The 13,962-nt window shown below is 70.8% G+C and carries 13 protein-coding genes; 2 read left to right on the top strand and 11 right to left on the bottom strand.

The genetic code is table 11. The features are described 5' to 3' along the window. Positions 1 to 3 precede the first annotated feature (3 nt). The 7 genes from HWX09_RS22655 to HWX09_RS22625 form a co-directional block, all read right to left on the bottom strand. Entirely contained in the window at positions 4 to 1,206 is a 1,203-nt protein-coding gene (locus tag HWX09_RS22655) for a glycosyltransferase family 9 protein (RefSeq protein WP_027786036.1), read from the bottom strand. Then, a complete protein-coding gene (locus HWX09_RS22650; protein WP_027786037.1) occupies positions 1,203 to 1,814 on the bottom strand; it encodes an HAD-IIIA family hydrolase in 612 nt (203 codons plus the stop codon). The genes HWX09_RS22655 and HWX09_RS22650 overlap by 4 nt, the downstream gene beginning before the upstream one ends. Then, positions 1,805 to 2,554, bottom strand: coding sequence for an SDR family oxidoreductase (locus tag HWX09_RS22645; protein WP_027786038.1), 750 nt, complete (start codon positions 2,552 to 2,554; stop codon positions 1,805 to 1,807). Before HWX09_RS22645 ends, HWX09_RS22650 begins: the two co-directional genes overlap by 10 nt. 197 nt (positions 2,555 to 2,751) lie before the next feature. Beyond that, positions 2,752 to 3,279 (bottom strand): hypothetical protein, encoded by a 528-nt coding sequence (locus HWX09_RS22640; RefSeq protein WP_034185503.1) that lies wholly within the window; start codon positions 3,277 to 3,279, stop codon positions 2,752 to 2,754. Beyond that, the gene (locus tag HWX09_RS22635; protein ID WP_027786040.1) at positions 3,221 to 6,022 is read right to left on the bottom strand and encodes an ABC transporter transmembrane domain-containing protein; all 2,802 of its coding nucleotides are present in this window, start codon (positions 6,020 to 6,022) and stop codon (positions 3,221 to 3,223) included. Before HWX09_RS22635 ends, HWX09_RS22640 begins: the two co-directional genes overlap by 59 nt. 43 nt (positions 6,023 to 6,065) lie before the next feature. Beyond that, positions 6,066 to 6,941 (bottom strand): BON domain-containing protein, encoded by an 876-nt coding sequence (locus HWX09_RS22630; RefSeq protein WP_027786041.1) that lies wholly within the window; start codon positions 6,939 to 6,941, stop codon positions 6,066 to 6,068. A gap of 186 nt (positions 6,942 to 7,127) precedes the next feature. After that, positions 7,128 to 7,499: a hypothetical protein gene (locus tag HWX09_RS22625; protein WP_027786042.1), complete on the bottom strand. Its 372-nt coding sequence runs from the start codon at positions 7,497 to 7,499 to the stop codon at positions 7,128 to 7,130. A 289-nt stretch (positions 7,500 to 7,788) separates the two neighbouring features. Between HWX09_RS22625 and HWX09_RS22620 the strand changes: the two genes are divergently transcribed. Then, positions 7,789 to 9,381, top strand: a complete 1,593-nt coding sequence (locus tag HWX09_RS22620; RefSeq protein ID WP_027786043.1) for an ATP-binding protein — start codon at positions 7,789 to 7,791, stop codon at positions 9,379 to 9,381. 10 nt (positions 9,382 to 9,391) lie between these two features. Here HWX09_RS22620 and HWX09_RS22615 read toward each other — a convergent pair whose 3' ends face one another. From HWX09_RS22615 to HWX09_RS22605, 3 genes are all read right to left on the bottom strand, one after another. Further along, positions 9,392 to 9,715, bottom strand: a complete 324-nt coding sequence (locus HWX09_RS22615; protein WP_027786044.1) for a four-helix bundle copper-binding protein — start codon at positions 9,713 to 9,715, stop codon at positions 9,392 to 9,394. Positions 9,716 to 9,744: 29 nt separating this feature from the next. Continuing rightward, entirely contained in the window at positions 9,745 to 10,950 is a 1,206-nt protein-coding gene (locus tag HWX09_RS22610; protein ID WP_027786045.1) for a zinc-dependent alcohol dehydrogenase, read from the bottom strand. 113 nt (positions 10,951 to 11,063) lie between these two features. Next, positions 11,064 to 11,702, bottom strand: coding sequence for an NAAT family transporter (locus HWX09_RS22605; protein WP_027786046.1), 639 nt, complete (start codon positions 11,700 to 11,702; stop codon positions 11,064 to 11,066). A 122-nt stretch (positions 11,703 to 11,824) separates the two neighbouring features. On the opposite strand from HWX09_RS22605, the gene HWX09_RS22600 reads away from it, so the two are divergent. After that, complete coding sequence (locus tag HWX09_RS22600; RefSeq protein WP_027786047.1) at positions 11,825 to 12,043, top strand: DUF6566 family protein; 219 nt, start codon at positions 11,825 to 11,827, stop codon at positions 12,041 to 12,043. Positions 12,044 to 12,246: 203 nt separating this feature from the next. Here the strand turns inward: HWX09_RS22600 and HWX09_RS22595 are convergent, their stop codons facing one another. Further along, complete coding sequence (locus tag HWX09_RS22595; protein WP_027786048.1) at positions 12,247 to 13,776, bottom strand: FAD-dependent oxidoreductase; 1,530 nt, start codon at positions 13,774 to 13,776, stop codon at positions 12,247 to 12,249. Between the last annotated feature and the right edge of the window lie 186 nt (positions 13,777 to 13,962).

Here is a 13,962-nt window from a genome sequence, read left to right as displayed (position 1 = left end):
ACGTCAGTTCCTCGTGATGACGTGCGCGAACGGAAGCACGTTCGATGCGTTCACCGCAACCGGCTCGCTGCCGTGCCCGGCAGCCCGCGCGGCCGCGCGTTGCGCATGGCGCGCACGGCCGCGCAGCAACGCGTGCACGGCGGCGACCACGTCGTCGACGCTCACGCCGAGCAGGCACGGGTGGCCGGGCTGATCGCACACGCTGCGGTAGCAGTTGCGGCACGGCACGTCGACGTTCAGCACACGGTGCGGCACACGCCACGGCGTGTGCTGCGGATTGGTCAGCGCGTACAGGTCGACCACCGGCGTGCCGAGCGCGGCCGCGAGATGCACGGGGCCGCTGTTGTTCGACAGCAGCAGGTCGGCCGTCTCGATCAGCGCGCCGAGTTCGCCGAGCGGCAACACGCCGGCGAGCGGCACCGCGCGCGGCCCGGCGCGTTCGCACACCGCGTCGACCAGCGCGCGTTCGCCCGCGCTGCCCGTCACCGCGATGCCGTCGAACAGCGGCGCGAGCGCGGCGGCCGCTTCGCCGAAACGTTCGGCGGGCCAGCGCCGCGACGCCGCGCTCGCGCCCGGATGGACGACCAGCCAGCGCGCGCGCCGCGCATCCGCCCCGCGCGCGCCGCCCGGGCGTTGCAACGCGGCCTGCAAGCGCGCGTGCACCGCGCGCCGCGCCGCGTCGCCCGGATCGAACGCCATCCGCCAGTCCGACGTCGTCGCGCCGACGGTGCGCACCAGCGCGAGCTGGCGCGCGACCTCGTGGCGCACGTGCGATTCCGGCTCGGTTTCCGGCACGCGGTCGGTCAACAGTTGATACGGGTTCTCGCGGCAATGCGCGAGCCGCAGCGGAATGCCGGCGAGCCAGCACATCATCGCGGCGGGCAACGGATTCTGGCTGTAGACGGTGAAGATCACGGCCGCGTCGAAGCGGCCCGCCAGCAGCCGGTCGATCATGTCGAGATCGGCCACCGGATCGCCGCGCACGTCGGGATGCTTGACCCACGGCGCGTCGTAGCTCCACACGTCGTCGACCATCGGCAGATGCCCGGCGAGCGCGGCGCCCGTGCGCGACGTCAGCAGCGTCAGCCGGCGGTCCGGGCCGCTTTCCTTCAGCGCGCGCAGCGCGGGCGTCGTCATCAGCACGTCGCCGAGGCTGTCGAGCCGCACGCACAGGATGCGGCGGGCGCGGCTCCAGGCCGTGCTCATCGCCGCACCCACGAGCCGTGCCGCCGCACGGCTTCGCGCACGACGATGTCGGCGGCCAGGTCGACGCGGTCGACGACGTGGTGCGGCGTGCGGGCGGCGTTGACGCGCCATTCGGTCTCGTGACCGCAGTCGACCAGGATCGTGCCGCAGCGCGCGGTGCGGCCGGCCTCGACGTCGTCGAGAATGTCGCCGATCATCCAGCTCCATTCGGGGACGGCGCCGAGCGCCGCCAGCGCGCGACGCAGCATGCCGGGGCGCGGCTTGCGGCAGATGCAGTCACAGGTGTAGCGCGGCACGCTGCCCTGCGGGTGATGCGGGCAGTAAAAAAAATCCGCCAGCGTCGCGCCGTTCGCTTCGAACAATTCGGCGAGACGCTGGCGGACCGCGCCAAGCTCGTTTTCGGTAAAGCGGCCGAGCGCGACGCCCGACTGGTTCGACACGACCGCCAGCGGCATGCCGGTCGCGCCGAGCGTGCGCAGCGCGCGCGCCGCGCCCGGCGCGAGGCGCATCCGTGCCGGATCGACGTTGTACGGCACGTCGTCGAGCAGCGTGCCGTCCTTGTCGAGCAGCACCGCGCCGGGCAGCCGCCCTTCGCGCTTCAGGGCCATGACGTCTCCTTCATCGGCAGCACCATCAGTTCCGGCACGACCGTGCCCGGCGGCTGGGTCAGCACGAAGCGCACGGCGGCCGCGACGTGCTCCGGCGGCTGCAGCGTGTCCTCGTCGATGTCCGGAAAACGGTCGAGCAGGAACGGTGTACGCATCCCGCCCGCGACGATCGCCGATACGCGCACGCCGCTCGGCCGCAGTTCGGCATGCAGCGCGTGCGACAGGCCGAGCAGCCCCCACTTCGTCGCGTGATACGCGGACGCGTTCGGCCACGCCCGCTTCGACGCGGTCGACGCGATGTTGACGATATGCCCGTCGCCGCGCGCCTTCATCATCGGCACGGCCGCGTGACACATCAGGTACGGGCCGAACAGGTTCGTCATCAGCACCTGCTGCCACGCGTCGACGCTCACGTCGTCGATCGGCGCGGTCACGTCGATCGCCGCGTTGTTGACGATCACGTCGAGGTCGCCGAGCGACTCGCGCGCATCGTGCACGACCTGCAGCACCGATGCCTCGTCGCGCACGTCGAGCGGCCGGCCCACCGCCTGCCCGCCGTGCCGTTCGAGCCGCTGCGCGACGGCCGCCGCGCGATCGCCGTCGAGGTCGGCGACGACCACGTGCGCGCCATGGCGCGCAAGCTCTTCGCAAATGGCTTCGCCGAGACCGCGGCCGCCCCCGGTCACGAGTGCGGTCCGGCCGGCGAGCGGCGGTCTGGCTGAATCGGGAATCGCGTTCACCTGCACCTCCTGTCGATGTCGGAAAGCAATCCGGCTGACGGCGACGCTTGTCGCGACAACCGTCCGTGCAGGAGGTACAGCGAAAACCGTGCCGGCCTGCGCGCGCCCACGCCGCATCGGGCCGGGCCGCGCGCTCGCTGGCTTTTTTATAACCGGCTGTAAAAACGGGTCCGGGCGGCCGCGCCCAGGCGGCCCCCTCAGATCGCGAGCCCGTCTGGCGTCGCCTGCGCACGGTGCTTCGCGAGCGCGCGCAGGCAGTGCGCGATGCAGCCCGCGAACGCCTCGTCGAACCACGGCTGCGCGCCCGACACGCCGACCACGATGCCGCCGAGCGCGACGCCGCCCCACAGGTTCGTGTCGCCCGCGCGCAGCCGGTACGGCTCGAGCGCCTGCACGACGTGGCCGTCGCGGCCCGTTTCCCACGACAGCCGCGCCTTGGCCCGCGCATACGCGCGATAGTCGGCGTCCCAGTCCTTCGGGTCGGGCAGCGAAAACTCATACAAGATCGCGTCCTCGAACGCCGCGTCGTGCGGCCCGAGCGCCGGGTCCATGATCACGATGTGCAGGCAGCCGCTGTCGCCGACGAAGTCGCTCTGCAGCGCGGCGGCCAGGCTCGGCAACAGCAGCTCGACGGCCGCCACCGCGGCCTGGCGGTCGGCGAACGCACTACCGCCGCGACGCGCGTTCAGGGCTTCGGGTGTCGTCGGATTCAGAAGGTTCGGCATGGATTTCTCCGGAGGAAAACGCGAGCGCACGCAACGCCGCGATCAGGTCGGCCGCTACCGCGGGCTTGGTCAGGTACGCATGGAAACCGGCTTCGACCGCACGCGTGCGATCGCGATCGCGCGCATGGCCGGACAATGCCAGCGCCTCGAGCGGCGCGCGGCCGTCGCGCTCGCGCGCGGCGTCGAGCTGGCGCACGCGCGACATCACCGTATAGCCGTCCTCCTCGTCTTCGCCGAGGTCGATGTCGCAGACGAGCAGCGCCGGCCAGTCGGCCCGGCGCGCGCGCCACAGGTCGTCCAGCAACGCCTGACCCGACGCATACGCGTGCACGTCGGCGCCGGCCACCTTCAGCAGCGCGGTGAGCGCCTCGCGCGCCTCGTCGTGATCGTCCACGCACGCGATGCGCAGGCCGTCGAGCGGCGTTGCCGTCTCCGCCGCGCCGGCCTCCGCGTTCGGCCCGGCGCCGTCGGGCTGCAGCGATGCCGGCGCCACCGCGCACATCGGCAGCGACAGGTGCAGCGTCACGCCGATATCGTCGCGTTCGCGCACGACGTAGCCGCCGGCCTCCTCGATCGTGTCCTGCAGTCGTTCGAGATCGATCAGCGACAGCTCGGTGGCGTCGACGCCCGCGCACGCGATCGTGATCCGCGCTTCCGGATCGTGGCGCGCCGTGCGCACCTCGAGCTGCCCGCCGCTGCTCGCGTCGATGGCGCCGCGGCACAGTTCCCAGACGAAGCGCCGCAGCGCGGCCGGATCGGCCTTGACGACGAGATCCTCGTCGGACACGTGGCGGAACACCGGCACGCCGCGCTGCGCGGCCGCCTCCGCCAGCGAATCGAGTACCTGCGACACGAGCGGATTGATCCGCACCGGCTGCCGCGCGAACTTCGCCTCCGTGCGTTCCAGTTCGCGCTGCTTCGCCTGCAGCGACCACATCTGCGCATACACGCCGCCGCTTTCGAGCAGCTCGTCGTGGGTACCGTGCTCGACGAGCCGGCCGTGCTCCATCACGAGAATGCGATCGGCATCGACGATGGTCGACAACCGGTGCGCGATGATGAGGCTCGTGCGATGCTGCGCGACGCGCATCAACTCCTGCTGGATCGCGCGCTCCGAGCGCGTGTCGAGCGCCGACGTCGCCTCGTCGAACACGACGATCGGCGGCGCCTTCAGCAACGCGCGCGCGATCGCGACACGTTGCCGCTCGCCGCCCGACAGCCGCACGCCGCGCTCGCCGACGCGCGTGTCGTAGGCGTCGGGCAGCCGCTCGATGAACGCGTCGAGCTGTGCACCGCGCGCGGCGGCGATCACGTCGCCGCGCGTCGCATCGCGCTTGCCGTATGCGATGTTGTACGCGAGCGTGTCGTTGAACAGGATGGTGTCCTGCGGGACGATGCCGAGTGCGTCGCGCAGGCTGCGCTCGGTGACGAGCCGCAAGTCCTGGCCGTCGATCCGGATCGTGCCCGCGTCGGGTTGATACAGCCGGAACAGCAGTCGCGCGAGCGTCGACTTGCCCGAGCCGCTGCCGCCGACCACGGCGATCGTCTGCCCGGCCTCGATGCGGAACGACACGTCGGACAAGATCTGCCGGCTCGGCTCGTAGCCGAAGTCGACATGCTCGAACTCGATCGCGCCGCCGCGCACGACGAGCGGCTGCGCACCGGGCGCATCGCCGTCCTCGCCGGGCTTGCCGCGCGCATCGAGCAGCCCGAACAGCCGCTCGATGTTCGTCATCGCGTCGTTCGCCTCGCGAAACACGAAGCCGAGCGCGTTCAGCGGCAGGCTGATCTGGATGATGTATGCGTTGATCAGCACGAGATCGCCGATCGTCATCGCGCCGCGCGCGACCTGCTGCCCGGCGAGCAGCATCACGGCCGCGATCCCCGCGCCGATGCACGCGCTCTGCCCGATGTGCAGCATCGACAGCGCATACTGGTTGTCGACGCCGGCTTCGCGCCACGCGTCGAGCACGCGCTCGAGCCGATCGCGCTCGACGTCCTCGCGTGCGAAGTACTTGACCGTATCGACGTTCAGCAGGCTGTCGACCACCCGCGAATTCGACTCGGCCTCGAGCGCGTTCACACGCCGCTGGTAACGCATGCGGCGGCGCGTGAACACCACCGTATACGCCGCGTAGACGGCGAACGTGACGAGAATGATCGCGGTAAAGCCGCCGCCGTACTTGCTGATCACGATCACGAGCACCGAGCCGATCTCGATGGCCGTCGGCACGACCGTGAACACGGCGACGCCGAGCAGATAGCCGATGCCGGCCGTGCCTTTCTCGAGGTCGCGCACGACGGCGCCCGTCTCGCGCTGTGCATGAAAGCGTGCGCCGAGCCGGTGCAGGTGACCGAACGTGCGCACGGTAAACGACGCGACCGTATGCTGCGTGACCTGCACGAAGGTCATGTCGCGCACTTCGTTCAGCGCATTCGACGCGAAGCGCACGACCGCGTACGCGAACAGCAGCAGCACCGGCCACGCCATCGGCTGGCCGGCCGCGCGGCCGAAGCCGTCGACGATGTCCTTGAGCAGCAGCGGCACCGAGACGGCCGCCGCTTTCGCGAGTACCAGCAGCACGATCGCCGCGAGCACGCGCGCGCGGTAATGCCAGATCGCGCGCCAGAGTTCGCCCGCGATCCGCAGCCGCAGGCCGCGCCCGTCGCGGCGATCGCGGCGGTCGCGGGCTGCGGGTGCCTCACGGTGCCTGATTGGCGTGTCGTCGATTCCGGTCGTCATGCACGCGTTGCGGTCGGGGGTCGGGCCGTTTCACGCACGGTCGTCAGTGGCGCGATTCACGCTCGCGGCCGGGCACGACGGTGCCGGGCTCGGGGTCGCGCACGGCAGGCTGGGTCGGCGTGACGGTCCGCTGATCCGGATGCAGCACCATGCCCGTATCGTGTTCGCCGTCGCGGCGCACGCGCACGCGATTCTCGACATCGAGCACGCCCATGCAGCCGTCGGCGAGATCCTCGATGTCGTGCCTCATCCAGCGTGCCGGCACCGTGCCGTCCAGCTCGACGCGCCCTTCCTTCACCTGCACGGCGACATCGCTCACGTCGATCTCGAGCGCATGCGCGAGCCGCTCGCACACGTCCTCGCGAATCCGCTCGTCCGAGCGCGTATAGCCTTTCGGCCCGCGGCGGTGGCGCAGCGCGTCGCGTTCGGCTTCGCTGCCGAACCGTGAGAGGTCGGGGGCATGGCCGCCGTAGCGCGGGTCGCCACGGGGATCGCCGCGCAGACTACCGATATCGCGCTCGCCGCCGTACCAGCCCATCCGGTGCTGGCCGCGGAATTCCGGGCGCTCGCCGCCGTATCGGCCTTCGTGGCCCTGCGCACGGCGGCCTGGCCCGCCATAGCCGCGCTCCGGATCCCGCGCCGGCTGGCGCGCGCCGCCCGGCCAGTCCGGGTCGGCGCCGCCGCGCCGCTGGTCGGCCGGGCGCGCGGCGCGCTCGGTCCACTCGCTGCCCCAGTCTTCCGGGCCCACGTCTTCGCTCGCGAAGCGGCGGTAAGCCGATTCATCGTCTTCTTCCGGCCATCGGGCCGGGTCGTCCGGGATGCCGTGCTCGCCGGCGCCCCGGTACGCGCGTTCGTTGCGCTCCTGCCAGTCGGGCGGGCCGCCGCGCTCGCCGTGCCGTCCGGGATATCGTCGTTGCATCGTGTCTCTCCTTGATCGCGCCTGCGCTGCGCACGGCTCCATGCCGCGTCGCGGCGCGCGTCGGTCGGGTCAATGCAAATCGCGTGCCGGCGTCGTTGCCGTGCCGCCGCGGTTGTGCGCCGCAGCGCCGGGAAGCCGCCAGGCGCCCCAATCTGCAACGCGATTGCAGTTTTTGCGTGCCGGACGTCACGGCGCGGCGCCGAGGTCGTCCGGGTCGTCGCCGCCATCCGGTTCATCCGTGCGACCGGGTTCGCTCAGCCGCTCGGTGCGGTCCGGCTCGATGTCGGCGCCTTCCTCGAGCGTCGAGTCGCCGTCCGCCGACGCGCGCTCGCCGGTGCCCGCACGGTCGGTATCGCTGTCGAGCGATGCGTCGCCGCGTTCGAGCGCGTGATCGTCCAGCGGCGAATCGATATCGAACGGATGGCGCCGTGCGCCCGCCGTGTCGCTGCCGCTGTCGGACGAGTCGCTCGGGCCGAGCGCGCGACCGTCGCGGCCGCGGCTGGCGTTGTCGTCGTCCGGGCCGGCCGGTTCGTTGTCGGGATTCAACGTGCTGTTCATATGGATCTCCTTGCGTGGCTTGCGGCCGCACGATCGGCCGAACGGCCGTGGCACGGCAGGCGCACCGCACGGTCGTGCAATCGGCATGCCGCGCCCGCCGCCGGGTGCGCCGGCACGGATCCGGCTCGCGGACATGACGGACGGCACGGCCGATGCGCACCCATTGATCAGCTGAATCGAGTTCCTTTATTCTTTCGGACGTGCCAATCCGGTTCGTGTAGCCGCCCCCGGCGTGTCCGGCGGCGGCCGGGCGGTATTCGGCCGCCCGCATTTTCGACCTGCCGCTCCGATGACGAACGACGACGCCGACCTTCACTCGCCTTCCCCGCCACCCGGCCCGCCCGGCCCGCGGGATCTGCTGCACCGGTTCGCCGAATTCCGGTTCCAGACCGTGGTGGAGTCGATCACCGACTACGCGGTGTTCATGCTCGACCCGCACGGCAACGTCGCGACCTGGAACGCCGGCGCGCAGCGCATCAAGGGCTACCGCGCTCCCGAGATCGTCGGCCGCCACTTCTCGCTGTTCTATCCGTCCGACGCGATCGCGGCCGGCCGGCCGGAGCACGGGCTCGCGCTGGCCGCCGCGCGCGGCCACTTCGCGGACGAAGGGTGGCGCGTGCGCAAGGACGGCACGCAGTTCTGGGCGAGCGTGACGATCACGCCGGTGCACGACGCGACGCACCAGCTATGCGGTTTCATCAAGATCACGCGCGACATGACCGAGCGCAAGCGGCTCGAGGAGCTCGAAGCGTCGACGCACCGGCTCAGCGTGTTCATCGCGATGCTCGCGCACGAGCTGCGCAATCACCTCGCACCGCTGCGCCATTCGGTCGGCGTGCTGCAGAGCCTCCCCGATCCGGCGCCCGCGCTCGCGCAGTGCCGCGACGCCGTGCACCGCCAGGTCGGGCAACTGACACGGCTCGTCGACGATCTGCTCGACGTCGGGCGCATCACGGCCGGCAAGGTCGAACTCGACGATCGCCCCGTCACCGTGCGCGACGTCGTGTGCCGCGGCGTGGAGAGCATCCAGCCGAAACTGGCCGCGCGCGGGCAGTGGATCCGTGTCGACCTGCCCGCCGATTCCGTGGTGCTGCACGGCGACGACGCACGGCTCGTCCAGGTGCTGCACAACCTGCTCGACAACGCATCGAAATTCTCGCCGCACGGCGGCCGGATCGACGTCGGCGCGCGTATCGAAGGATCGTCGGTGGCGATCGACGTCGTCGATCACGGCGTGGGCATCGCGCCCGGCGCGCTCGAAACGATCTTCGACCTGTTCCATCAGGAAGGTGCGTCGAGCCGCTCTCCGTCCGGCGGGTTCGGGCTCGGCCTCGCGATCTGCCGGTCCTTCGTCGAACTGCACGGCGGGCGGATCGTCGCGGAAAGCGACGGGCCCGGCCACGGCTCGACGTTCACGGTCTGGCTGCCGATCGTGCAAACGACGCGCAACGAGCGCGCCGCACCGCATGCGCCGGCCGCGCCCGCGCAGCCGGCCGCCGTGCCGCTTCGCATCGTCATCGTCGACGACAACCGCGACTCGGCCGACACGCTCGCGGTGCTGCTGCAACTGAAAGGCCATGCGCCGCGCGTCGCGTACAACGCGGCCGACGCGCTGACCCTCGCGCGCGACTATGCGCCCCAGCTGATGCTGCTCGACCTGACGATGCCGGACGTCGACGGCTTCACGCTGCTGCAGGAGCTGCGCGCGATCGACGCACTGCGCGATACGGCCTGTGTCGCGCTGTCCGGCCATGCACGCGCGTCGGATCTCGCGCGCTCCGAACGCGCGGGCTTCGACGATCATCTCGTGAAGCCCGTCGAGATGGCCGTGCTCGATGCGTTGCTCGAGCGCGTCGCCCGCGAAATTCAGGATACGCCGTAAGCGCGCGTGCTCAGACCATCGCGCGGCACATCGCCGCGCAGGCCTCGCACGCGAGCGCGCAGCGGCGGCAATGTTCGTGCGCGTGCCGCGAACACTCGGCCGCACACAGGTCGCACGCGTGCGCGCACAGCGCGCAAATGCGCGGGGCAAACGCGCTGCGGCGCGCCATCGCGCCCGACGCGAAGCGGCACAGCTGCGCGCATTCGATGTCGAGCGCGATGCAGCCGGCCAGCGCGTGCACGTCGCGCTCCGCAAGGCAGGCGGCCGCACAGGTATCACACGCGTGCGCGCAGGCGTCGCACGCGGCCATGCAGTTGTCGTATCGATCGGTCATTGCAGTGCTCCCGGTTGCGGTTCATGTCGTCACGGCGTCAGCTTCACCTTCATCCAGCCCGGCTCGCGCACGTCGAACGAGCGATACGCGTCGATCGCGTTCGTCAGCGGCTCGCAGCGCGTGAGCACCGACAGCGGATCGAACGCGCCGCTGCGCACCAGCTCGACGAGCGGCGGCGTCACCGTCCGGTGATTGCAGTTGCCCATCTTGATCGTCAGGTTGCGGTTCATCGCCTCGCCGATCGGAAACACGCGGGCCGCCGGCGGATACACGCCGATCACCGCGACCGTACCGGCCTTCGCGACCGCGCGCACCGCCCATTGCAGCACCTGCGACGGGCCGTCGCCCGGCACCCAGTTGCGACCGTCCGGCTTGCGGTGCGGCGCGATCGCGTCGACTTCCGCATCGAACGCGCGCGCGGCCTCGCGATCGGCCGCCGCCGGCCCATGCGTCGCGCGCATCGCGTCGACGCCCACCGCGTCGATCACGCGGTCGACGCCGATCCCGCCCGTCAGTCGCAGCACCGTATCGACCGGATCGTCCTCGGAAAAATCGACGATCTCGGCGCCCTGTGCGCAGGCCATCTCGAGCCGCGACGCGATGCGGTCGATCGCGATCACGCGTCCGGCGCCCATCAGCTTCGCGCTCGCGATCGCGAACTGGCCGACCGGCCCCGCGCCGAACACGGCGACCGTATCGCCCGGCTTCACTTCCGCGAGCTGCGCGCCGAAATAGCCGGTCGGGAAAATGTCCGACATCAGGATCGCGCGATCGTCGTCGATCGCGTCGGGTAGCCGGATCAGGCTCGCGTGCGCAAGCGGCGTGCGCGCGTATTCGGCCTGCAGCCCGTCGAACGGGCCCGTCTCGGCGGGCCCGCCGAAGAACGCGGTGCCCGCGCGCGGCCCGCCCGGGTTCGCGACGTCGCATTGCGCGGTGTAGCCCGCGCGGCAGTAGGCGCAACTGCCGCACGCGATCGTCGACGGAATCAGCACGCGGTCGCCGCGCCGCAGGTTGCGCACGTCGCGCCCGACCGCCTCGACGATGCCGACGCCTTCGTGGCCGAGGATCGTGCCCGGCTTCATGCCGCCGAGCGTGCCGCGCACCATGTGCAGATCGGTGCCGCAGATCGCGCTGGCGGTCAGGCGCACGACCGCGTCGGTCGCCTCGGAGACTTCCGGATCGGGCACCGTGTCGATGCGTATGTCGCCGATGCCGTGAAATACGACTGCTTTCATGTCTGGCCCTCCTTGTCGAAAGCGGAAACGGTCAATGTGACCGTCGAGCCGATCGAGCAAGGCATGCGCCTGCGCAGCGCGCGCGGCGCGCCGCGATGCGCGAACGGGCGCGCTCAGTGCGGCAACCCGAACGCGGCTTTCAGGCTCGCGACGATCATCTGCATCGCGATCGCCGCGAGAATCATCCCCATCAGGCGCTGCGTGACGGCCGTCACGCGCGGCGACAGGTAATGGCCGATCAGCGGCGCCGACAGCAGCGACACCGCCAGCAGCACGAGAAACGCGCCAAGCCCGAGCGCAAACGCGAACTCCTGCCCGGTCGTGACCGCGCCGTGCCCGAGCACGATCATCGTCGCGATCGTGCCGGGGCCCACCAGCAACGGGATCGTCAATGGGTAGATCGCGACGCTTTCGGCCGCGGTGGGATCCGCGCCTTCGTCGCGGCCCGGCGCATGCTGGCGGCTCGGCGCACCATGCAGCATCGACAGCGCGATCAGCAGCACCAGCAGCCCGCCCGCGAGGCGGAAATCGTCGATCGTCAAACCGAACACGCGCAGGATCGCACCGCCCGCGACGGCCGACACGATGCAGCCGACCGTCACGCCGATCGCGGCCGTCAGCGCGACCTTGCGGCGCACGGCGTCCGCCGCGCCTTCGGTCAGCGACAGGAACACCGGGATGTTCGCGATCGGGTTCATGATCGCGAACAGCGCCGCGAATACCTTGATGGAAAAAGTCAGGTCGAAGGCCACGAGGTCGCTCCCGTCTCGCGCGGCAAGTGAAAGGCAAACGCCGGTTCGTTTTCGATGCGCGGCATCCGCCATGCTGATACGATCGACGCACCGCGTTCATGCACGACGGAGGGCCCCGACCGATGCAAGCCACCGACACTTTCATGGATCACGAAATTCGCGTCGACGCCACGCGCAACGCGAACGGCGCGTGGGTCGCGCAGGTGCGGATCTTCCGCGACGGCGCACCGGTCGATCTGCCAGCGCCCGAACTCGTCACGCCCGAATGGCTCACGTGCGACGAAGCGCTGCGCGGCGGCATCGACGAGGGGCGCGTGATGATCAGGACGCGCGACCGGTAACGACGCGTGCATCATCCGCGCATCGTCGGCCGGCATGGCACGGTGCGGGTCATGCATCGAATCGAGGTCGCCGATCAGCATCGCCACGCCGATACAGGCCACGCCGCCGCGTCGCGATGCGCGGCGCGAACCCGGCTTCAACACGTGCACGGACGTCGGGGTTCATCTCGCCTCCATCAACGATGCGCATCGTCACGCCGCCGTCACACGGCGGCCATCTGCCGCTCGAGGGCCGCTTCCGCCTTCAGGCTGTCGAGATCGCGGCCGATCGTCACGACCGCGAGCCGCGTGTCGCCGCGCCAGTACCCGATCGAGCAATCGTGCGCGCCGAGGTCGCCGTCGATCTCGACGCGATCCCATTGCTCGGCATGGCCGACATAGCGGATCGTCAGGTCGTAATGCTGACTCCAGAAAAACGGCACCGCGTCGAACGGTTGCTGCTGGCCGAGCATGTTGCGCGCCGCGACGCTGCCCTGCCGCTCGGCGACGACCCAGTGCTCGACGCGAATCCGCTCGCCCGTCAGCGGATCGGGCCAGCGCGCGATGTCGCCGGCCGCGTAGATGCCGGGCGCGCTCGTCTGAAGGAAGCGGTCGACCGTCACGCCGCGTTCGACGGCGAGCCCCGCGTCCTGCGCGAGCTCGACATTCGGATGCACGCCGATGCCGACCAGCACGACGTCCGCCGGCAGCACGTCGCCGTTCGACAGCGTCACGCTGTCCGGCCCGATCCGCGCGGGCATCGCGCCGAGATGGAACACGACGCCGTGCGCTTCGTGCAGCGCCTTGATCGTGTCGCCCAGCGCATCGCCGAGCACGCGGCCCATCGGATGCGTATCGGGCGCGACGACATGCACGTCGAGCCCGCGCGTGCGCAACGCGGCGGCCGCTTCGAGCCCGATGAAGCTCGCGCCGACCACCACGCAACGGCGCGCCGTTTTCAGCTTGCCGATCAGCGCATCGCAATCGGCGCGCGAGCGCAGCACACAGACGTGCGGCAGATCGGCACCGGGCACGTCCAGCCGGTTCGGCTCGGCGCCGGTGGCGAGCAGCAGCGCGCCGTATTCGACACGGCTGCCGTCGGCCAGCTCGACCGCCCGCTGCGCGGGATCGATGCGCGCGACCCGCGTATTGCAGCGTACGTCGATCCGCTGCTCGGCATAGAACGACGGCGCGCGCAGCGGCAGCCAGTCGGCCTGAGCCGTGCCCGCGAGGTAATCCTTCGACAGATTCGGCCGGTCGTACGGCGGATCGGCATCGGCGCTCAGCAGCGTGATCGAATGCGGATAGCCTTCCTGCCGCAGCATCACGGCGGCCGCGATCGCGGCGGCGCCGCCGCCGACGATCACGACCGACGCGGGCAGCCCGGCTGTGTTCGGCTTAGGCGCTACGGCGGCAGGCCGCGCATCGAGTACGACGGCGCGGCCATCGCGCCGCTCGACGCGCCAGCACGACAGCCCGTCGAGCGCCGGCGCGCGCTCCCTCTCGCCGGTGCGCAGGCAGAACGCCGCGTGATGCCATGGGCAGCGAATCGTGTCGCCGACCAGCAGGCCTTGGGCCAGCGGGCCGCCGTAGTGCGGGCATTGCGCGCCCACCGCGAACAGTTCGTCGGCGCGGCGCACGAGCAGCACCGCCGCTTCGCCGACATGGCCCTCGATCATCGCGCCGTCGGCGAGATCGTCGAGGGCGATCCCTTGCGTGAGATCGGGTGAGGACGCAGCATCCCTTTCAGTCATGACGTGGCTCCCGGAAAGTCAGGTAACGATCCCATTATCGACATCCGTCCTGAAAAGAACAGGTGCGGACGCCCCGCAGCGCATGCACACACCGGCTGTCGCTTGTACGCGGTCCGTGACCGGCGTAGAACGTGATCGACGTTGCGGCGCAACACGCCGGCCGCTGTGCGAGGGGGGCCTGCGACC

Origin of the sequence: Burkholderia sp. BCC1208, from assembly GCF_902833095.1 — a bacterium.
Classification (GTDB): domain Bacteria; phylum Pseudomonadota; class Gammaproteobacteria; order Burkholderiales; family Burkholderiaceae; genus Burkholderia.
Note: the sequence above shows the minus strand (reverse complement) of the source record. Positions and strands in the feature narration are given on the sequence as shown.

Bases quoted from the DNA above. Each gene is read 5' to 3' on its own strand.
- HWX09_RS22640 (WP_034185503.1), bottom strand. From the start codon at position 3,279: ATGCCGAACCTTCTGAATCCGACGACACCCGAAGCCCTGAACGCGCGT.
- HWX09_RS22610 (WP_027786045.1), bottom strand. From the start codon at position 10,950: ATGAAAGCAGTCGTATTTCACGGCATCGGCGACATACGCATCGACACG.
- HWX09_RS22650 (WP_027786037.1), bottom strand. From the start codon at position 1,814: ATGGCCCTGAAGCGCGAAGGGCGGCTGCCCGGCGCGGTGCTGCTCGAC.
- HWX09_RS22635 (WP_027786040.1), bottom strand. From the start codon at position 6,022: ATGACGACCGGAATCGACGACACGCCAATCAGGCACCGTGAGGCACCC.
- HWX09_RS22655 (WP_027786036.1), bottom strand. From the start codon at position 1,206: ATGAGCACGGCCTGGAGCCGCGCCCGCCGCATCCTGTGCGTGCGGCTC.
- HWX09_RS22630 (WP_027786041.1), bottom strand. From the start codon at position 6,941: ATGCAACGACGATATCCCGGACGGCACGGCGAGCGCGGCGGCCCGCCC.
- HWX09_RS22600 (WP_027786047.1), top strand. From the start codon at position 11,825: ATGCAAGCCACCGACACTTTCATGGATCACGAAATTCGCGTCGACGCC.
- HWX09_RS22595 (WP_027786048.1), bottom strand. From the start codon at position 13,776: ATGACTGAAAGGGATGCTGCGTCCTCACCCGATCTCACGCAAGGGATC.
- HWX09_RS22625 (WP_027786042.1), bottom strand. From the start codon at position 7,499: ATGAACAGCACGTTGAATCCCGACAACGAACCGGCCGGCCCGGACGAC.
- HWX09_RS22620 (WP_027786043.1), top strand. From the start codon at position 7,789: ATGACGAACGACGACGCCGACCTTCACTCGCCTTCCCCGCCACCCGGC.
- HWX09_RS22615 (WP_027786044.1), bottom strand. From the start codon at position 9,715: ATGACCGATCGATACGACAACTGCATGGCCGCGTGCGACGCCTGCGCG.